We start from the raw sequence: 18760 nt of genomic DNA on the forward strand, positions 1-18760 counted from the left end.
TCAGCGTACGGCGTCGCCCGCTGCCAGCTCGACGCGGCCACCCAGCCAGATGCCGTCGACCTGCTCCCCACTCAGCCGGAAGCGCAGCGAGATCCGGGACGGGCTGCCCATCGCCTGCCCTTGGCGAACGTGAATCGGCGTCTCGTCGGCGCGCACCCGGCCCTGCTCCAGCAGGCCGAAACACAACGCGGCGGCAGCGATCCCGGTCGCGGCGTCCTCCGGGTAGCCCGACGACCGCGGGAACTGCCGTGCGTGAAAGACCTGCCCGGCGGCGTCGCCGACGGCGTACGGGTACAGCCCGGTCGAGCCGAGCGCGGCACAGACGGCCTCCACCCGGCCGAAGTCCGGCTGGAGCCCGTCCAGCGCCTCGACACTCGCCAGCGGCACCAGCGTCTTCACCCGGCTCGTCCTTGCGTTCTGCAGCGGTGCAGCCAGCTCGGCCGCGGTGATCCCGAGGACGCCGGCGACCGCGGCCGCGACGTCGTCCGGCACCGCCTCGACCACCCCGGCCGGCTGCGAAACCTCCACCTGCCGTCCCACGACTCGGGCCGCCACCAACCCGCTCAGCGTCTCGATCCGGACGTCGTCGCGCGGTAGCAGCCCTTCGCGGTCCAGCAACCAGACCGCCCCGACCGTGGCATGGCCACACATCGACATCTCATGGTTAGGCACCCAGAACCGCAGCCCGAAGTCAGCTCCGGACGCTGCGGACGCCGGGACCACGAACCCACTCTCATGCCCCGAGGACCGAGCCACCGCCTGCATCTGGGCGTCGCTCATCCCGGCCGCATCGAGCACGATCGGCGCCGGATTCCCACCGGCCGGCCCCTCGGGGAACACCCGCACCAGCTCAACCCTCGGCTGCATCGGCCGCCAACCTCCATCACCTCCGGATCTCACCACCCTAGAACCTGGAACAATGGCGGTATGAGTTCCTCCAGCAGTCAGCCGGTGAGCCCGCTGCGGCAGCGGATCACCAAGATCAGCTACCCGTACGTCGCGCGGCTGCACGCGGCCCCGAAGCTGACCCTGCCCGCGATCACGTTCGTCCTGGCCATCGTCGGAGTCTTCGCTCCGGTCCCGGTCGGTATCCCGGCACTGATCCTGCTGGCGCTCGTGCTGGGCTGGCTGGCGTTCCTGTCCTGGCCCGCGGTCGCCGGTGGCGCCAAGTTCCTCCGGGTGTTCTCGATCCTGGTCATCCTGCTGTTCGCGGTTTCCCGGATCGCCGGCGCCTGACGCCGGCGCCCCGGGGCCCGATCACCAGTCGTGGACGGTGCCGTCGGCGAGCCGGTTGACCGGCAGGTACGCCGGTACGTACGGATACGCGGCGGCCAGCTCGTCGTCCAGCTCGACGCCGATCCCGGGGGCCTCCCCCGGGTGCAGGTAACCGTCGTCGAAGGTGAACGCGTGCCGGAACACCTCCTCGGTCGCGGCGGTGTACCCGGCATACTCCTGGATGCCGAAGTTGTGGATCGCCAGGTCGAGGTGGATCGCGGCCGCCATCCCGACCGGGGAGATGTCCTCCGGCCCGTGGATCGCGGTCTTGATCTGCTGCTGGGCGGCGAAGTCGAACAGCTTCTTCAGCGGTGAGACACCACCGAAGTGCGTGACCGCGGCGCGGACGTAGTCGATCAGCTGCTCGTTCACGAGCGTGCGGAAGTCGTGGATCGTGTTGAAGACCTCGCCGATCGCGAGCGGCGTCGTGGTGTGACTGCGGACCAGGCGCAGGCCCTCCTGGTTCTCGGCGGGGGTGCAGTCTTCGAGCCAGAACAGGTCGTAAGGCTCCAGATCCTTACCCAGGCGCGCCGCCTGCTGCGGGCTGAGCCGGTGGTGCGCGTCGTGCAGGAGCGGCAGCTCCGCGCCGAACTCGCTTCGCACTGCTTCGAAGACGGTCGGGATGTGGCGCAGGTACGCCGCGGTGTCCCAGTCTTCGACGAGTGGACGCGGATGCCCGTCCGGCGTCACCTCCGGCTCGCCGTGGACGCCGTACACGCGTTTCAGCCCTGGCACGCCGGTCTGGATCCGGATCGACTTGTAGCCCTGGTCGAGCCGCTCGCGGACCGACTCGAACAGCTCCGGCAGATCACGGCCGTTGGCGTGCCCATAGGTGCGGACGCGCTCCCGGCTGGCGCCGCCGAGCAGCTGGTAGAGCGGCAGGTTGGCGACTTTGGCCTTGATGTCCCAGAGCGCGACGTCGACGGCGGCGATCGCGGCCATGGTGACCGGGCCGCGCCGCCAGTAGGCGCCGCGGTAGAGCAGCTGCCAGGTGTCTTCGATCCGGTGCGGGTCGAGGCCGATCAGCAGCGGCGCGACATGGTCGCGCAGGTAGCTGACCACGGCCAGCTCGCGGCCGTTGAGTGTCGCGTCCCCGAGGCCGGTGACGCCGTCGTCGGTGGTGATCCGCAAGGTGACGAAGTTGCGGCCCGGGCTGGCGACGACGACGGACGCGTCGACGATCTTCATATCTGCAGCTCTTCCTGGTCGGAGGGGGTCAGCCCTTGGTGGCGCCGGCGGTCAGGCCGGCGACGAGATGTTTCTGGGCGAGGACGGCGACCGCGACGACCGGGATCGTCATCACGGTCGAGGCCGCCATCAGGCCGCCCCAGTCGGTGCCGGCGTAGGAGATGAACGAGAACAGCGCGACCGGCACGGTCATCGTGTGCTCGTCGGACAGGATCAGCGCGAACATGAAGTTGTTCCAGCTGGCGACGAAGGCCAGTACGGACGCCGTCGCCGTCCCCGGTGCGGCGAGCGGCAGCGCGATCCGGCGGAACGCGCCGAACGCGCTCAGCCCGTCGACGCGGGCGGCCTCCTCGAGCTCGATCGGCAGGCCTTCGAAGAAGCCGATCATGATCCAGAGGATCAACGGCACCGAGACGAACATGTGGCTCAGGATCAGCACGGTGTAGCTGCCGACGAGCCCGGCCTGCGCGAACAGGTAGTACCAGGGCACGAGCAGCGAGATGGCCGGCACGATCCGCGCGACCAGCACCAGCGAGCCGGCCCGGTGCATCCGGAACCGGCCGACCGCCCAGGCCGCCGGGACGGCGATGATCGCGGACAGCACCGTCGAGGTGACGCCGACGATCAGCGAGTTCACCATCGAGGGCAGGATCCGCTCGTCGGCCAGCACGGCGCGGAAGTTGTCCAGCGTGGGTTCGAAGATCAGGCCGACCGACGGATCGGTGACCTGCACGTTGGTTTTGAAGGCGGCGGCGAACATCCAGACGATCGGCAGGCTGAAGAACAGCGCGACGACGGTGATCGCCACTCCACGAAGTGTCTTCACGCTGCGCTCCGGGCCGATCGGCGGCGCAGCACCAGGACCACGCCGATGATGAACAGGGTGAACAACACCAGCACCGCCGCGGCCAGGCCGTACTCCTGGTAGTCGAAGGTGAGCCCGTAGGCGTAGACGTTCAGCGTCTCGGCCTCGAACGACGAGCCGCCGCCGGCGCCCTTGGTCGCGTAGATGATGTCGAAGGTCTTCAGCCCGTCGACCGCGCGCAGCACGAGCGCGGTGGTCAGCGTCGGGCCGAGCATCGGGAGGACGACGTACCGGAAGCGTTGCCAGGCGTTGGCGCCATCCATACTCGCGGCCTCCTCGGGCTCCTCCGAGAGGGTCGACAGGCCGGCCAGGAGCAGCAGCGTCATCATCGGCGTCCATTGCCAGACGTCGATCAGCACCAGCGTGGGCAGGGACGCGCGGACCGAGCCGAGGAACTCCTGCGGCGGCACGCCGAGCGCGCCGAGCAGGTGATTCGCGATCCCGGTGGTCGGGTCGAGGATGAGCAGCCAGAGGATGCCGATCGCGACCGGGGTCGCGAGCAGCGGGATGATCAGGATCGTTCTGACCCAGCGGATCCCGCGGAAGGCCCGGCGCATCAGCATCGCGAGCGCGAGGCCGAAGATTGTCTCCAGCAGGACGGCGCTGACGGTGAAGCCGATCGTTCGCCAGACGGCCGGCCAGAAGCGGCGGTGGTCGCCGAACGCGTCGGCGAAGTTCCGCAGGCCGATGTGGTCGGCGCCGGCGTTCACCGCGCCGAACGCGTCGGTGGCGCTCAGGTTGAGCGTGAAGAGCAACGGGAAGATGATCATCGCGCCGACGAAGAGCAGCGCCGGTGACAGCATCAGCCATTTCAGGTGCCGGTTGGCCATCAGGACTCCCGGTGGCGGTTGTCGCGGACGAGGAAGTCGTTGAACTCGGCGTCCGCATCGCGCGCGACCGGCGCGACCTGCTCCTGCAGGACGGCGGAGACCAGCGGCCGGCCGACGATGTCGCGGGCGCGGCCGACCTGAAGCACCTCCGGCCGGTCGTGGCCGACGCCGTTGCGCGCGTTCACCTGCATCGCCGCGGCCAGCTCGGGCGGGAACCCGGCGGCGGCCGCCGGGTTGGCCCAGACGGACGCGCGGGCGCCGGGGATGCCCGCGGTCTGCAGCGCGGTGACCAACTGGACGCCGGCCGCCCAGCGGATGAACTCCCAGGCGTCGTCCTGGAGTTTGGAGAACCGGTTGATGCCGAGACTCCAGGAGGGGATGTTGTACGGCTTGGAGCCGGCCGGGCCGGTCGGGAACGGCGCGTACCCGATCGTCTTGCCGACGGCGGAGACCTTCGGGTCGACCAGGCCGGTGTAGATCGCGTCGGCGTCGATGTAGAAGGCCGCTTTCCCCTGCGCGAAGATCGGCATCGCCTGCTCGAGGCTCATATTCGTCGCGCCCGGCGGGCCGGATCGGCCGAGCAGCTCGCCGTAGTACTCGTACGCGGCGATCGCCTCCGGGGTCGCGATCGCGGAGCGGCCGTCGGTGGTGAAGTCCCCGCCGTACGAGTACAGGAAACTCGACCACTGCGTCACCGCGCCGCTGCGCTGCCCACGCCCCACATACCCGAATCGCCCGGAGTTGCGATCCGTCAGCCGCTCGGCCGCACTCTTCAACTCCGCAAGGGTTTTCGGCGGGGTCGGCACCAGATCTTTGCGGTAGTAGAGCACCGGCCGCTCCGTCACCACCGGCACACTCAGCACCCGCCCGCCGGTGGTCGAAGCCTCCCGCGGCGGCGCCTGAAAGTCCGCCCACCCGAACGCCGGCTCCTGCACCCGATCACTCAGATCGGCCAGCCAGTTGTTGTGCGCGAACAACAACTGCTCCTGCAACGGCCGCACCATCATCACGTCGATATCCGTCGCCGAAGCATTCAGCTTCACGTTGTAACTGCTCGACAGCTGATCCCCCGTCAGCAGCGACATCGAAACCCGCCGCCGCACCCGCTCCTCGAACTCCCCCAACCGCTCCCGCACCGCCCGAGTCCACACATGATTCACCGCCGCCACCCGCAACGGCGTACTCGCCGAAGGCGCCCCCGAAGAGCACCCACCCAACACAACCCCGCCCGCAACGCCAGCAGCCAACCCACCAAACAACCGCCGGCTCATCACCCGCTCAACCGCCGCCACGCCAACCTCCAGCCGGTCCAACTGGTCCTACCAGTTGGACCATAACACACCCCGCCCCTCGCCTCCGTCGAGGCGGCCGCCCACTCCGCCCGGCTCAAGTACCCACCGGCCGCGGTGTGGCTCCCCGATGCCCGCTTCCGCTGGCGGCTCGGGCGAAGCGAGCCCGAGCTGCCCGCGAGCCAGACCACCGGAGACGGGCACCCCAGCCATCCACCTCTCGGCCGCTGGCTGGTTGGGCCAGGCGAAGGGGCCGGCCGCTGTGGCGGACGTGCGCCGGGTGAGCGGGTCAGGTGGTGGGGTTTGGGTGGAGGAGGGTTTCGATGTGGCGGGCGGCCATGAGGTCGAGGGGGAGGTCGAGGTCGGGGCCGTAGGTGCGGAGGGCCAGGGAGAGGTGTTCGCGCATGTGGTGCCGGGCCTGGGGGGCGTCGCGGGTTTCGAGGGCGGTGAGGATTTCGGGGTGGTGCGGGACGCCGGGGCGGGCGATGGAGGGGTCGGAGTTGGAGCGGAGCATCATCTCGAACATCATGCCGCTGATCGAGGAGAGCATCGTCCAGAGGACCGGGTTGGCGGCGGCCTGGGCGATCTTGTCGTGGAACTCGAGATCGGCGCGGGCTTTGATGATCGGGTCGGTGGCGGCGATCATCGCGTCGTTGATCGCGCGCAGCTCGGCGAGCTGGGCGTCGGTGGCGCGTTCGGCGGCCAGGCCGGCGAGTTCGACCTCGAGGGGGATGCGGGCCTCGATGAGCTGGCGAACGGTCGGGCGGGCGGCGCGGTAGAGGGCGTCGTACGAGCGGGCGTCGGCGGCCGACTGGTCGATGACGAACGAGCCGCGGCCGGGGGCAACCTCGATCAGGTGCTGAGCTTCGAGCCGGCGCAGGACTTCGCGGAGCACGTTGCGGCTGGCCCCGAACTGGGCGGCGAGCTCACGCTCGGAGGGCAGCTTCGCGCCGACCGGGAGCGCGCCGGAGCGGATGTCGTTCTGCAGCCGCCGGGCGATGCTCTCGGTCAGCAGTCCCCGATGAGCAGGCGGTTCGAAGGCGTCAGGCACAGCACGAAGTTACCGCACCGACTTGAGCTGGCTGGTGCGTTCTTTCTCGATCGCGGCGGCGAAGGTTTTCAGCCCGGGCTCCTGACCGGCGGCCAGGACACTGCGGGTCACCAGCGCCGATTGGGTGAGGTGATCCTTGACTTCGCGCTGGAAGACGGCGTCGAAGGCCGGCCCGCGGAGCTTCTCGAGCGCCGCAACCTCGTCGGTCCGCATCATGCCGGGCATGTCGTGACCGGCATGCGCGTTGGCGGTCGGCAGGCGAGCCCGGTTGCGGAGGGCGATGAGCTGTGCGAGCTCGGCCTCATGCTGGGTGGTCAGGCCGGCAGCCCGGCGGCGTACGACGGGGTTCGCCGAGTGCGTGGCGGCCAGGCCGAGGATCGTCAAGAACTGCTCGTTCATCGGGATCATCAGCCCGAGCCAGGCGGCGTCGGTGGGATTGAACGCCGGGTCGGCGACGACGACGGAGGCCGCCGGGGCCGGGGGATGCGGGGCCGAACCGCATCCTCCGAGCACACCGGCGGCCAACGCCAGTACGAGGTACTTCCTCACGGGCGGCCGTCCGCCCCGCACTTGATGATCGGGCGGATGCAGTCGTTGACCCGGCGCGCCATCTCGGCGACGGGCCACGCGTTGAAGAAGTCGCCGTGCATGGTGAACCCTCCACCACTCGACAACCGGAAGCCGGCCGTCGAACCGTTCACCGGATAGCGCAGTACCTGCCGCAGCTTCGGCACCGGGACCGGATGGGTCGCCGGGCAGTCGCCGTTCACCGGATAGGACATGTGGCTCTTGTGGTCCGCTGAATCGAGGTCACGCCCGTTCCAGCACTGCGGGAAGTCCAAGTACGACTCCAGCATCGAACCGGCCGGACAGGTGATGAAGTCGTGCCCGGAGCCCGCCTCGCCGGCATGCAGACACGACCACCGCGAGATGGTGTTGTCGTTCGGCCCGCTCGCCTTCGCGTTACCGGCCACGATCCGCAGCCCGAACGGCAACGGCTGGGTACGCGCGATCACGTCGTCCCGAACGCCTTCACCCAGGTAGTAGAACGTCGTCCCGGTCGGCTCGACCGGCTGGTTGTTCGAGTAGAACGTCGGCACCCAGTACGACGACTTGTCGGTCGCCGGGTTGCAACTGGTCGGAGAGTTCGCCAGATCCTCGACCGTCGTGTGCGCGTTCGTGACGGTCGCACCGAAGAAGCTGTGCATATGCGAGGCGCCCGGCATGTTCGGGAACACGATCGGGTCGTCCGGCAGCCGGTGCGTGTACGGGCAGTCGGCCAGGAACTCCGCCACCCGAACGATCGGTCCGCCGGTCCCGCCGTACACCTGGAACTCCCACAACGACGCGCCCCACTGCGTAGCGCGCTCGGTGACGAGCACCCGCACATACCGGCCAGACCCGGCCAGTGTGATGCTCTGCTCGCCACCTGTCCCGTTCGTGGTCGTATGGACGGCGCTCCACTCGTTGCCGTCGTTCGAGGTCTGGATCTGGAAGCCGCGCGCGTACGCCGCCTCCCAGCGCAGAGCGACCCGGTTGATCGATTGCGTGGACCCGAGGTCGATCCGGAGCCACTGGTTGTCGGCGAAGGTGCTGGCCCACCGCGTCCCGTTGTCACCGTCGACGGCCGCGGCAGCCGGCGTACCGGCGTTCTCGGTCGACGAAGCGAGGACAGGACGCCCTTGGGACAGCAGCGCCTCGGCTGCCTGTGCGGAGCCCGACGTCACCAGGAAGGCGCCGAGTACCGCAAGCACTGTCAGCAGAACGGTCCGTTTCATCACCGGCCTCCTCAGCGGTAGACGCGGACGTAGTCGACGAGCATCCGGGCCGGGAACGGCGTGGCGTTGTTCGGCGGACCGGGGAAGTCGCCACCGACGGCGACGTTCAGGATCAGGTAGAACGGGTGGTCGTAGATCCACGGCCCGCGGGTCGCCTCGAGCTGCGCCTTGTCGACCGTGAAGACCGTCGTACCGTCGACCTGGTAGGTGATGCTCGTGGAGTTCCACAGCATCGTCCAGGTGTGGAAGTCGTTCGAGAAGTCGGCGCCGCCGGGCAGCCCGTAGGTGCCGCCGTAACCGCCCGCGCCGTTGTACGCCGGCGCGTGTAGCGTCGAGTAGCCCTTCGTGGTCTCCCGGCCGAGGATCTCCATGATGTCGATCTCGCCGTTGTACGGCCACGGCCGTCCGGTCAGGAAGTCCGACCCCATCATCCAGAACGCCGGCCACAGGCCGTTGCCCTTGGGCACCTTGATCCGGGCCTCGATCTTGCCGTACGTCGTGTCGAACTTCGTACCGGTGTTGATCCGGCCGGAGGTGTACTGACACGTCGTGCTACCGCTGACCGGGTCGACGGGACACGTCGTACCAGGTGTGGCCTGACGCCGCGCCTCGATGACCAGGTTGCCCTGACCGTCGGTCTGAACGTTGTCGTGGTTGGTGTAGACCTGCAGCTCGTTGTTCTGCCCCGTACCGGGGTCAGCACGCCACTTGGTCGCGTCCGGCTTCGTACCGGCCGGAGTGTTGAACTCGTCCTGCCAGATCAGCTGCGGCGGGTTCGCCGGGTCGGACGGCGGGGTCGGCGGCGTGTTGGGCGCGCCACCGGTGCCATAGACCTGGAACTCCCACAGCGAGTACCCGTACGGCGTGTTCCGCTGCGTCCCGTACATCCGGACGTAGCGCCCGCTGCCGGAGACAGTGAGCGTCTCCTTGAAACCGGGGCCGTTGGTGTTCGTGTAGATCGTCGACCAGTTCTGCGCATCGTTCGAGACCTGCAGCTGGTAGGCCTTCGCGGACGCCGGGTCCCACTGCAGCACAACCTTGTCGATCTGCGCGGTCGCACCGAGGTCGACGTAGATCCAGCCCGGGTCGACCCAGCCGCTGTCGGTCGCGGTCGCCCAGCGGCTGGCCGCGTCGAGGTCGAACGCGCGAGCCGGCGTGCACTCCCAGCAGTTCGGGTCGTGCTGCTGCGAAGAGGCGACGCCAGGCTTGTTGTAGGACAGCAGTTGCGAGCCCGGCGCCGGGCCGCTGCCGGAGCCGAACACCTTGAACTCCCACAGCGAGTAGCCCCACTGCGTGGCGCGCTGCGTCCCGAGCACCCGGACGTAGCGCCCGGTCCCGCTGACGGTGAGAGTTTGGTTGCCTCCAGCACCATTCGTGGTGCTGTGCACGGTTGTCCAGTTCGCCGCGTCCGCGGAGACCTGGATCTGGAACGCGCTCGCGTACGCCGTCTCCCAGGACAACTGCACCTGGGAGATCGCGGCCGAGGCGCCGAGGTCGACCTGGATCCACTGCGGGTCGCCGAACGCGCTCGACCAGCGGGTGCCGGCATCGCCGTCGACGGCCGCGGCGGCGCCGAAGACGGCGTTCTCCGCCGACGAGGCGGTGGCGGTCTTGCCTTGGGAGAGCAGGACGTCGGCGGCCCGCGCGGGGAGCGCGACGAGCAGGCCGAGGAGAAGGGAGAAAGCAGCCAGCGCGGCCGCGGTTCTCGGGCGGGTGAGAGGTGGCATGGGCGTCTCCGGGGCAGTCGGAAAATGCACACTCAGGGAACGTTCCCTGAGAGGGAGACTGTGCCTGTGAGGGAACGGTGTCAAGAGTTGACAGGTTCCGGAACCGTGAGATCCTCGACGCAGGGAGGCAGCGATGATGAGGCGGCCGACGTTGCACGCGGTGGCAGCGCGGGCGGGGGTGTCGAAGTCGAGCGTGTCCCGGGTGATCAACGGGGAGCCGACGGTGGCGCCGTCGATCCGCGAGACCGTGCTGGCCGCGGTCGCCGAGCTGGGCTACGTGCCGAACGGCGCGGCCCGCAACCTGGTCACCCAGCGGACGAACACGATCGCGATCATCGTCTCCGATCCCCCGCAGGGCCTGGTCTCCGACGACCCGATGTTCGCGATGGTGGTGCGGGCCGCGAGCCGTGAGCTGGAGCGCACCGGTTTCCAGGTTTCGCTGGTGCTCGCGGGGTCCGACGACAGCCGGCGGCGCGTCGAGCAGTACCTGGCCGGCGGTCATGTGGACGGCGCGATCCTGGTCTCGATGGACGGCGCCGATCCGCTCCCGGCGTCGCTGTCGCGGACCGGTCTGCCGATCGTCAGCCACGGCCGGCTCGCGACACCAGGCCTGATGCCCTGGGTCGACAACGACAACCAGGGCGGCGCGACCCAGGCCGTGCAGCACCTGCTCGACCAGGGCCGGCGCCGGATCGCCACGATCTCCGGCCCCCTCGACATGACCGCGGCTCAGGAGCGACTGGCGGCGTACCGGGACACCTTGAAGGACACTGGCCGCCGCTCGATCGTCGCGCTCGGCGACTTCACCCGGATCTCCGGTGCCGAGGCGATGCGACAGCTCCTCGACGACGACCCGCAGTTGGACGCCGTCTTCGCCGCCAACGACCTGATGGCGATCGGCGCCCTGCGCACACTGCGCGAAGCCGGCCGCCGCGTCCCGGACGACGTCGCCGTGATCGGCTTCGACGATATCGAGGCGGCCCGCTACACCGCGCCCGCCCTGACCACGATCCGCTCCCCCATGACCGATCAGGCCGTCCGCACGACGCAACTCCTGCTCGACCTGCTCAGCACCGGAGCAGCAACCCCGGTCGTCCTGCCCACCGAGCTGATCGTCCGCGAGTCCGCCTGACACGAAGGACAGGAGGTACCACCTGCCCTTCGCCCGCGATGGCCTATCGCCAGGCGTGCCGCCGCGCCTGGCGGTCACGTACCTCCTGTCGTTAGAGAATCTGTACCAGCCCCAGCGCGGTCAGGCGGTCACGCAACCACTCCAGCTCCTTGACCAGCCGCTTGGCGAGCTGGACTCGGGTGCGCGGCGGCCGCGGCCAGGTGTAGGTCTCCGACTCCAGGTGATGTGCGAGCGGATGGCCACCACCCACCAACCGCTTCAGGCATTCGTCGAGTACGGCGTTCGTCGCGGTCAATGGCGGTGGTGGCGCGACGTGTGCAGCGATGTGGGCATGCATCCGCCAGCACGCGTGCCCCGACAGCTGGTACGACAGATCGACGTCGTCCACCCCGGGCCCACACCACTCCCGCACCTGCCGCAGATACTTCGGGTCGCCGAGATCGGCGAGCGCCTGCCGACCGGCGCTGTCCGACGGGTCGACGAGCTGCGGCGCCGCCGACAGCTGCGCTTTCACGATGTCGACGCCGTCCCGCCAGAGCGTCTCGAAGGCCGCGTCCGGCTCCTCGAACCCGACGGCGAGGTGGCACGAGTCCAGACCGAGGCCGATCTTCGACTTACCGGCGTCCGGGCTGGTGTAGCGGTTCAGCCAGCCCGCGGCCTGGCCGACCATCTCCAGCACGCACCCGGGCTCGGGCTCGACCGCAATCCGGATCTTGCGCCCGGTCCGGCGTTCGGTCCGGTCGAGATGGAACTCGAGGCGATCGAACGCGACCCGGGCGGCGGCGTCCCGCGCTTTCGACCACGGCTCCCGCCAGGCCAGCGGGAGCGTCGAGACCGACCCGTACTCCGCGTCCGGCGGCATCAGCTCGGCGAGGATGTCGACCAGGTCAACCGTGTAGCGCAGCCGCTCGGAGTCGGTCCAGTCGGGGCAGTAGACCTTCGCGCCGACGATCGGATCGGAGTACAGCGAGTGCGCGACGCCGTTCAGCGAGACGACCTCGAGCTGGTTACGGACCAGGGCCCGCCGCAGCCGGCGCAACGCGACCGGCGAGTTGGCCAGCCGGTCGGCGAGTGGGCTGACCAGCCAGAGCCCGACCCCGAGCACCGGTACGCCGAGGTCGGCGCGCGCCGTCCCGGCACAGCCGTCGAGCCAGCGCACCAGCTCGTCCAGATCCGCGGCCGGATGCACTGTCCCCGCATATCCCAGATGGACGACCGAGCCGTCCCGATGGCGGAATCTCATCTGCGCTCCTCACCCCGTCAGGGCGGCCACAGAAGGTAGTCATTGGCGGACTCTCCGTGACCTAATTGCACTGTAGAAGGCCCGGTCCCCCGGTGGAAGAGCTGTGGTTCAGTTGTTGTTTTCGGTCCCGGCCAGATCTCGGGACCGATCCGCCACGGCCATCGCCGCCAGCGCGGTCGTGAGCGGGACGGCGGCGATGATGCCGAGGCTGCCGACAAGGCCGCGGACGATCTCCATCGCGACCAGTTCGGTCGAGACGACGTACTGGCCGGGCAGGCCCTGGATCGCGAACGTGATCAGCACCGGCATCGCGGCGCCGGCGTACGCGAGGACCAGCGTGTTCACGACCGAGGCGACGTGCGTGCGGCCGATCCGCAGCCCGGCGCCGATCAGCTGCGCGCGGGACGCGGCCGGGTTCGCCGCCGACAACTCCCAAACCGCGGCCGCCTGGGTGACCGTCACGTCGTCGAGGACGCCGAGCGCGCCGATCACCATGCCCGCGACCAGCAGGCCGGTCAGATCGAGATTGGGGAAGAACTGCTTGGCCGCCGAGGCGCCCTCGGGCGCGATCCCGGTCAGCAGCGTCAGCTTGGTGAAGAACCAGCCCAGCAGCACGGTCAGCCCGAGCGCGGCGACCGTGCCCGACAAGGCGATCGAGCTCTCGGCGCTGATCCCGTGCGTCAGGAACAACGCGACCGCCATGATCACCGTGCCGCCGACCACCGCGACCAGCAACGGATTCGAGCCCTTGAGAATCGCCGGCAGGATGAACTGGGTCAGCATCACCGCGGTGACCGCGAGCGCGCCCAGGGCGGCCAGCCCTCGCCAGCGCGACAACGCGACCACCGCGAGCGCGAAGACGGCGGCCAGGATCAGCAGCGGTTTCGTCCGGTCGTGATCGACGTACTGGTAGCGGTCGGCGATATCCGTCGCGTCGCTCTGGACGCCGAGCATCAGCGTGTCGCCGACCTTGACCGGGATGGGCGCCTTGCCGGCCTGCGGAACCTGGACCGGCGCCGCCTTCCCCTTGTCCGGCCCGTCGCTGAGCTGGACCGTGGCCAGGTCGCACTGATCCCGCTTCTCGGGACAGGCCACCAGTTTGGTGACCTCGCCGCGGGCGGTCTCGGTCTGGTACGACGCGACCTTCACACCGCCGCCCGGCCAGAGCACGATCATCGTGATCACCGCAGCCGTGATCAGCGGCGCCAGGATGGCCGCGACGACGATCCGGACCCGGCGCGCGACGATCGCATCGGCGTCCACCACGGAGGTGTCCACCACATGATCACCGTGTCCATGCCCGTGACCGTGCCCGGCGGGCACGTCGAGCCGCTCCCGGCGCGGGCTGCGGCGGTCGGCTCGGCGGCGTCCCACTGGTCGGCTGGCCATCCTGATGAACTCCCTGTTTTGACAATCATCTCCCGGTAAATGAAAATGATTGTCATGAGATCTTGTACTCGCGCGGTTGTCGCCGGCGTGGCCGCCCTGGCCGCCATCACCCTGGCCGGATGCGGCGGATCGTCCGCCGGTGGATCCGGTGGCGACAAGCTCGACGTCGTGACTTCGTTCTACCCGCTCGAGTTCATCGCCCGCACAGTGGGGGGTGACGCGGTGAACGTGACCACGCTGACCGCGCCCGGCGTCGAGCCGCACGATCTGGAGCTGACACCCAAGCAGGTCGGTGAAATCGCCCAGGCGAAGGTCGTCGTCTACGAGAAGAGCCTGCAGCCGGCGGTCGACGAGGCCGTCGAGCAGAACGCCAAGGAGACCGGCTTCGACGTCGCCCCGGCAGCCGAGCTGGAGGCCACCGGAGCGAACTTCGAGGAGCACGAGGAAGGCGAGGCCGAGGCCGCCGGCCACAGCGACGAGGCGCTCGACCCGCACTTCTGGCTGGACCCGGTCCGCTACACCAAGGTCGTGAACGCGATCACCGACAAGCTCGTCGCCGCCGACAGCGCGAACGCGGACGGTTACAAAGCCCGCGCCAAGACGCTGCTCGACGAGGTCGGCAAACTCGACTCCGAGTTCAGGACCGGGCTGGCGAACTGCAAACTGAAGACGTTCGTGACGAGTCATGAGGCCTTCGCCTACCTCGCGAAGCGGTACGGTCTGACGATGGTCGGGATCGCGGGGTTCACCCCGGACGCCGAGCCGACCCCGACCCGGATCAAGGAGGTCCAGGAGATCGTGAAGGCCCAGCACGTCACCACGATCTTCTCCGAGGAGCTGGTCAGCCCGAAGGTCGCCGAGACGATCGCGAAGGACGTCGGCGTCAAGACCGCCGTCCTGAGCCCGATCGAGGGCCTGTCGGACGCCAACTCCCAAGAGACCTACCTGAGCCTGATGCGGGAGAACCTCCAAGAGCTCCGGAAGGCGAACAGCTGCACGTGACAGCACCCCTAGACGCGGACCACGACACCGCCGCGAAGGCCGTCCAGGTCACCGATCTCTCGGTCGACCTGGGCGGTCGTCCCGTGCTGCGGGGCGTCGACCTGCAGATCCGCCCGGGCGAGGTGGTCGCCGTCCTCGGCACCAACGGCTCCGGCAAGTCCACCCTGATCAAGACCGTGGTCGGCCTGCTGCCCGCAGCCCGCGGGGAGGTCCGGCTGTTCGGGACGCCGGTCCCCCGCTTCCGGCAGTGGAAGCGGGTCGGCTACGTCCCCCAGCGGATCACCGCGGCCGGCGGCGTACCGGCGACCGTCTACGAGGTCGTGTCGTCGGGGCTGCTGTCGCGGCGGCGGTTGTTCGCGCCGCTCGGCGCCGCCGGTAAGGCCGCGATCGAGGACGCGCTGCGCGTCGTCGACATGGCGGACCGGCGCAAGGACGCCGTCGCCGAGCTGTCCGGCGGGCAGCAGCAGCGCGTGCTGATCGCGCGCGCCCTGGTCTCGGATCCGGAGCTGCTCATCCTCGACGAGCCGACGGCCGGGGTCGACCTGGCCAGCCAGCAGATCTTCGCCGACGCCATCCGGGAGCGGGTCGCCCGCGGCACCACAGTGGTGATGGTCAGCCACGACCTCGGCCCGATGGACGCGCTGATCGACCGCTCGGTGATCCTGCGCCGCGGCCGGATCGTGTACGACGGCCCGCCGCACGCCTCCCAGACCCATGCGCATGTGCACCACACCCACGCCGATTCCGACGACTCGGGGTGGCTGACCTCATGACGTTGTTCGAGCTCGAGTTCATGCAGCGCGCGCTGATCGCGGGCCTGCTGACCGGTCTGTCCGCGCCCGCGATCGGCACCTACCTGGTCCAGCGGCGGCTGTCGCTGATGGGCGACGGGATCGGCCACATCGCGATCACCGGCGTCGCCCTCGGTCTGCTCACCGGCACGGCGCCGGTCCTCACCGCGGTCATCGTCGCGATCGCCGGCGCGACCGCGATCGAGCTGGTCCGGGCCCGCGGCAAGGCGAGCGGGGACGTCGCGCTCGCGCTGCTCTTCTACGGCGGGATCGCCGGCGGCGTGCTGCTGATCGGCCTGGCCGGGCAGGGCGCCGCCACCTTGAACACCTACCTGTTCGGCTCGCTGACGACGGTCTCGGCCAGCGACCTGTACGTCGTCGTCGGGCTGGCCGTCGCCGTCCTGGTGATCGCGATCGGGCTCGGCCCGCAGCTGTTCGCCGTCTGCCAGGACGAGGAGTTCGCCCGGGTGACCGGCCTGCGCGTCCAGCTGCTGAACCTGCTGATCGCGGTGATGGCGGCCGTGACGGTGACCGTCGCGATGCGGACCGTCGGGTTGCTGCTGGTGAGCGCGCTGATGGTGGTTCCGGTCGCGACCGCGCAGCAGATCACCCGCTCGTTCCGCAGCACGTTCGTCACCGCGTGTGCGATCGGCGTCACTGCTTGTCTGGCCGGGATCATCACGTCGTACAACGCGAACGTCGCCCCCGGCGCGACCATCGTCGTCCTCGCACTGGCCGGCTTCGTCGTCGCGGCCACGGTCGGCACGCTGCTGCGCCGCCGCTCCGGGCGGATCGCGCCGCTCGACGACGAGGAGCCCGAGGTCGGCGTACCGGCGCCCGCGCCACACGTCGTCAGCCCGACGCACCCGCACGCGCACAATCCGGACTGCGGACACAAGAAGGTCGAACACGGCGATCACGTCGACTACGTGCACGACGGTCACCTGCATGCGGCACACGGCGACCACTGGGATGAGCACTGATTTGCTGAGTTCTGCGACAATTACTGGCGATGCCGCGGAAAAGCCGGTGAGGACAGGAGGAACGGTGGCCATCGGAACACGCTCGACCCGTCAGCGCGCAGCGGTCGCGTCCGCGCTCGACACGCTCGACGACTTCCGGACTGCCCAGGAGATCCACGCCCAGTTGCGGACCTCCGGCGAGGCCGTCGGCCTGACCACGGTCTACCGGACGCTGCAGGCGCTGGCCGACTCCCGCGAGGTCGACGTCCTGCGGACGGCCGACGGGGAGACGGCGTACCGGCGCTGCTCGAAGGGTCATCACCACCACCTCGTCTGCCGCAACTGCGGCCGGACGGTCGAGGTCGAGGGGCCGGCCGTCGAGCGCTGGGCGGACAAGGTCGCCGCCGAACACGGGTACGCCGACATCAGCCACACCCTGGAGATCTTCGGCACCTGCCAGGACTGCCAGAACGCGTGACCCCCGAGCTGACGGTCCGGCGTTTCGGCGCCGCGGACCGGGAGCTGCTGGAGCGGCTGTATCTGATGTTCCGGCACGACCTGTCGGAGTTCCAGGGGCAGCTGCCGCGGCCGGACGGCACATACCGCAGCGAGTGGCTGGAGTCGGCGCTGACCGGCGATCCGGAGTGGGCGGGCTACGTCTTCCACCTCGGGGAGAACCCGATCGGGTACTGCCTGATGCGGGCGCTGCAGCAGCCGGTGCACGTGCTGAACAGCTTCTTCGTCGTCCGGCCGGTCCGCCGCGGCGGGCTCGGGCTGCGCGCCGTCCGCGAGGTGCTGGCCCACCACCCGGGGCCGTGTGAGATCGCGTTCCAGGACAACAACGAGACCGCCGTCCGGTTCTGGCGACGAGTCGCCGCCGCGGTCGCCGGCGACGCCTGGACCGAGGAGCATCGCCCGGTGGGCGGGCGGCCCGATGCGCCGCCCGACACCTGGATCTCGTTCGTGGTCTAGAACATGACCACCGAGCGGAGGACGTCGCCGTGGTGCATCTTGGTGAACGCGGCCTCGACGTCCTCGAGCTGGATCGTCTCGGAGACGAAGCGGTCGAGCGGTAGCCGGCCCTGCAGGTGCAGGTCGATGAGCAGCGGGAAGTCGCGGGTCGGCAGACAGTCGCCGTACCAGCTGGACTTGAGCGCGCCGCCGCGGCCGAAGAAGTCGAGCAGCGGCATGTCGAGGCGCATGTCCGGGGTCGGGACGCCGACCAGGACGACGGTGCCGGCCAGGTCGCGGGCGTAGAAGGCCTGCTTCCAGGTCTCCGGGCGGCCGACGGCGTCGATCACGACATCGGCGCCGAAACCGCCGGTCAGCTCCTGGACCGCGGCGACGACGCCGTCGTGGTCGAGCTCCTTGGAGTTGATCGTGTGCGTCGCGCCGAGCTCCTGCGCGGTGCTGAGTTTGCGCTCGTCGAGGTCGATCGCGATCACCTTCGCCGCTCCGGCGAGCCGGGCGCCGACGACGGCCGCCGTACCGACGCCGCCGGAGCCGATCACCGCGACGGTGTCGCCGCGGCCGACGTTGCCGGTGTTGATCGCCGCGCCGAGCCCGGCCATCACGCCGCAGCCGAGCAGACCGGCCACCTCGGGTTTCGCGGCCGGATCGACCTTCGTGCACTGCCCGGCCGCGACCAGCGTCTTCTCCGCGAACGCGCCGATCCCGAGCGCCGGGCTCAGCTCGGTGCCGTCGGCCAGCGTCATCTTCTGCCGGGCGTTGTGGGTGTTGAAGCAGTACCAGGGACGCCCGCGGAGGCAGGCCCGGCAGCTGCCGCAGACGGCGCGCCAGTTCAGCACGACGAAGTCGCCCGGCGCGACGTCGGTGACGCCGTCCCCGACGCTCTCGACGATCCCCGCGGCCTCATGGCCGAGCAGGAACGGGAAGTCATCGTTGATCCCGCCCTCCCGATAGTGCAGATCGGTATGGCAGACCCCGCACGCCTGGACCTGGACCACCGCCTCCCCCGGCCCCGGATCCGGGATCGTGATCTGCTCGATCGTCACCGGCGCGCCCTTGGCCGCCGCCACCACACCACGCACGGTCTGTCCCATGACCCGACGCTAACCAACTTTTCCGCGTCCTGACAGCCTCCCGCGCGTCGCCAACGACAGGACATACCAACCTCCCCGGGCCTACCGCCACGCTCAGCCGACGCTGCGCCGCGGCCAGATCGGGGACCACCTCCTGTCCTTTCCGCCGTGTCCACCGGTCGGGGGACAGGGGGTC

The 18760-nt window shown here is 69.7% G+C and carries 19 protein-coding genes; 7 read left to right on the forward strand and 12 right to left on the reverse strand.

Features of this window, described 5'->3' with window-relative positions; all coding sequences use genetic code 11:
* Positions 1–867, reverse strand: coding sequence for a PhzF family phenazine biosynthesis protein (locus HPO96_RS03350; protein WP_171670880.1), 867 nt, complete (start codon positions 865–867; stop codon positions 1–3).
* Between the two features lie 60 nt (positions 868–927).
* Here HPO96_RS03350 and HPO96_RS03355 point away from each other — a divergent pair, with 60 nt between their 5' ends.
* Positions 928–1236: a DUF6703 family protein gene (locus HPO96_RS03355; RefSeq protein ID WP_171670881.1), complete on the forward strand. Its 309-nt coding sequence runs from the start codon at positions 928–930 to the stop codon at positions 1234–1236.
* Positions 1237–1257: 21 nt separating this feature from the next.
* On the opposite strand, the gene manD is transcribed toward HPO96_RS03355, so the two are convergent.
* From manD to HPO96_RS03395, 8 genes are all read right to left on the reverse strand, one after another.
* A complete protein-coding gene (manD, locus tag HPO96_RS03360; protein WP_171670883.1) occupies positions 1258–2463 on the reverse strand; it encodes a D-mannonate dehydratase ManD in 1206 nt (401 codons plus the stop codon).
* Between the two features lie 28 nt (positions 2464–2491).
* A complete protein-coding gene (locus HPO96_RS03365) occupies positions 2492–3289 on the reverse strand; it encodes a carbohydrate ABC transporter permease (protein ID WP_337796494.1) in 798 nt (265 codons plus the stop codon).
* Positions 3286–4158, reverse strand: coding sequence for a carbohydrate ABC transporter permease (locus tag HPO96_RS03370; RefSeq protein ID WP_171670884.1), 873 nt, complete (start codon positions 4156–4158; stop codon positions 3286–3288). Before HPO96_RS03370 ends, HPO96_RS03365 begins: the two co-directional genes overlap by 4 nt.
* The gene (locus HPO96_RS03375; RefSeq protein WP_202885475.1) at positions 4158–5309 is read right to left on the reverse strand and encodes an extracellular solute-binding protein; all 1152 of its coding nucleotides are present in this window, start codon (positions 5307–5309) and stop codon (positions 4158–4160) included. The genes HPO96_RS03370 and HPO96_RS03375 overlap by 1 nt, the downstream gene beginning before the upstream one ends.
* A gap of 427 nt (positions 5310–5736) precedes the next feature.
* Positions 5737–6498 (reverse strand): FCD domain-containing protein, encoded by a 762-nt coding sequence (locus HPO96_RS03380; RefSeq protein ID WP_171670888.1) that lies wholly within the window; start codon positions 6496–6498, stop codon positions 5737–5739.
* Positions 6499–6507: 9 nt separating this feature from the next.
* A complete protein-coding gene (locus HPO96_RS03385; RefSeq protein ID WP_171670889.1) occupies positions 6508–7047 on the reverse strand; it encodes a DUF305 domain-containing protein in 540 nt (179 codons plus the stop codon).
* On the reverse strand, positions 7044–8276 hold the full coding sequence (locus tag HPO96_RS03390; RefSeq protein ID WP_171670891.1) for a DUF1996 domain-containing protein: 1233 nt from the start codon (positions 8274–8276) through the stop codon (positions 7044–7046). Before HPO96_RS03390 ends, HPO96_RS03385 begins: the two co-directional genes overlap by 4 nt.
* 11 nt (positions 8277–8287) lie before the next feature.
* On the reverse strand, positions 8288–10003 hold the full coding sequence (locus HPO96_RS03395) for a galactose-binding domain-containing protein (protein ID WP_171670892.1): 1716 nt from the start codon (positions 10001–10003) through the stop codon (positions 8288–8290).
* Between the two features lie 133 nt (positions 10004–10136).
* Here HPO96_RS03395 and HPO96_RS03400 point away from each other — a divergent pair, with 133 nt between their 5' ends.
* Positions 10137–11135, forward strand: coding sequence for a LacI family DNA-binding transcriptional regulator (locus HPO96_RS03400; protein WP_202885476.1), 999 nt, complete (start codon positions 10137–10139; stop codon positions 11133–11135).
* A 91-nt stretch (positions 11136–11226) separates the two neighbouring features.
* Here the strand turns inward: HPO96_RS03400 and eboE are convergent, their stop codons facing one another.
* Both eboE and HPO96_RS03410 read right to left on the reverse strand, forming a co-directional pair.
* Positions 11227–12378 (reverse strand): metabolite traffic protein EboE, encoded by a 1152-nt coding sequence (gene eboE / locus HPO96_RS03405; protein ID WP_171670894.1) that lies wholly within the window; start codon positions 12376–12378, stop codon positions 11227–11229.
* Between the two features lie 108 nt (positions 12379–12486).
* Positions 12487–13767 carry a YibE/F family protein gene (locus HPO96_RS03410; protein ID WP_171670896.1) on the reverse strand — a complete coding sequence of 427 codons (1281 nt, stop codon included), beginning with the start codon at positions 13765–13767 and terminating at the stop codon, positions 12487–12489.
* Positions 13768–13821: 54 nt separating this feature from the next.
* Between HPO96_RS03410 and HPO96_RS03415 the strand changes: the two genes are divergently transcribed.
* The 5 genes from HPO96_RS03415 to HPO96_RS03435 all read left to right on the forward strand — a co-directional run bounded on the left by HPO96_RS03415 (position 13822) and on the right by HPO96_RS03435 (position 17494).
* A complete protein-coding gene (locus tag HPO96_RS03415; RefSeq protein WP_171670897.1) occupies positions 13822–14769 on the forward strand; it encodes a metal ABC transporter substrate-binding protein in 948 nt (315 codons plus the stop codon).
* Positions 14766–15542 carry an ATP-binding cassette domain-containing protein gene (locus tag HPO96_RS03420; protein ID WP_171670899.1) on the forward strand — a complete coding sequence of 259 codons (777 nt, stop codon included), beginning with the start codon at positions 14766–14768 and terminating at the stop codon, positions 15540–15542. The genes HPO96_RS03415 and HPO96_RS03420 overlap by 4 nt, the downstream gene beginning before the upstream one ends.
* Positions 15539–16543 (forward strand): metal ABC transporter permease, encoded by a 1005-nt coding sequence (locus tag HPO96_RS03425; RefSeq protein WP_171670901.1) that lies wholly within the window; start codon positions 15539–15541, stop codon positions 16541–16543. The genes HPO96_RS03420 and HPO96_RS03425 overlap by 4 nt, the downstream gene beginning before the upstream one ends.
* Before the next feature lie 64 nt (positions 16544–16607).
* A complete protein-coding gene (locus tag HPO96_RS03430; RefSeq protein ID WP_171670903.1) occupies positions 16608–17000 on the forward strand; it encodes a transcriptional repressor in 393 nt (130 codons plus the stop codon).
* Complete coding sequence (locus HPO96_RS03435) at positions 16997–17494, forward strand: GNAT family N-acetyltransferase (protein WP_337796495.1); 498 nt, start codon at positions 16997–16999, stop codon at positions 17492–17494. Before HPO96_RS03430 ends, HPO96_RS03435 begins: the two co-directional genes overlap by 4 nt.
* On the opposite strand, the gene HPO96_RS03440 is transcribed toward HPO96_RS03435, so the two are convergent.
* Positions 17491–18585 carry an S-(hydroxymethyl)mycothiol dehydrogenase gene (locus HPO96_RS03440; RefSeq protein ID WP_171670904.1) on the reverse strand — a complete coding sequence of 365 codons (1095 nt, stop codon included), beginning with the start codon at positions 18583–18585 and terminating at the stop codon, positions 17491–17493. The two genes, HPO96_RS03435 and HPO96_RS03440, sit on opposite strands and share 4 nt — an antisense overlap.
* Positions 18586–18760: the final 175 nt, after the last annotated feature.

It is taken from the genome of Kribbella sandramycini, from assembly GCF_013131805.1.
In the GTDB taxonomy this organism is placed as follows: Bacteria; Actinomycetota; Actinomycetes; order Propionibacteriales; family Kribbellaceae; genus Kribbella; species Kribbella sandramycini.

Excerpts from the sequence above, each read along its gene's own strand:
- HPO96_RS03395 (WP_171670892.1), bottom strand. The coding sequence starts at position 10,003 with ATGCCACCTCTCACCCGCCCGAGAACCGCGGCCGCGCTGGCTGCTTTC.
- HPO96_RS03370 (WP_171670884.1), bottom strand. The coding sequence starts at position 4,158 with ATGGCCAACCGGCACCTGAAATGGCTGATGCTGTCACCGGCGCTGCTC.
- HPO96_RS03400 (WP_202885476.1), top strand. The coding sequence starts at position 10,137 with ATGATGAGGCGGCCGACGTTGCACGCGGTGGCAGCGCGGGCGGGGGTG.
- HPO96_RS03390 (WP_171670891.1), bottom strand. The coding sequence starts at position 8,276 with ATGAAACGGACCGTTCTGCTGACAGTGCTTGCGGTACTCGGCGCCTTC.
- HPO96_RS03440 (WP_171670904.1), bottom strand. The coding sequence starts at position 18,585 with ATGGGACAGACCGTGCGTGGTGTGGTGGCGGCGGCCAAGGGCGCGCCG.
- HPO96_RS03350 (WP_171670880.1), bottom strand. The coding sequence starts at position 867 with ATGCAGCCGAGGGTTGAGCTGGTGCGGGTGTTCCCCGAGGGGCCGGCC.
- HPO96_RS03415 (WP_171670897.1), top strand. The coding sequence starts at position 13,822 with ATGAGATCTTGTACTCGCGCGGTTGTCGCCGGCGTGGCCGCCCTGGCC.
- manD (WP_171670883.1), bottom strand. The coding sequence starts at position 2,463 with ATGAAGATCGTCGACGCGTCCGTCGTCGTCGCCAGCCCGGGCCGCAAC.
- HPO96_RS03410 (WP_171670896.1), bottom strand. The coding sequence starts at position 13,767 with ATGGCCAGCCGACCAGTGGGACGCCGCCGAGCCGACCGCCGCAGCCCG.
- HPO96_RS03425 (WP_171670901.1), top strand. The coding sequence starts at position 15,539 with ATGACGTTGTTCGAGCTCGAGTTCATGCAGCGCGCGCTGATCGCGGGC.
- eboE (WP_171670894.1), bottom strand. The coding sequence starts at position 12,378 with ATGAGATTCCGCCATCGGGACGGCTCGGTCGTCCATCTGGGATATGCG.
- HPO96_RS03355 (WP_171670881.1), top strand. The coding sequence starts at position 928 with ATGAGTTCCTCCAGCAGTCAGCCGGTGAGCCCGCTGCGGCAGCGGATC.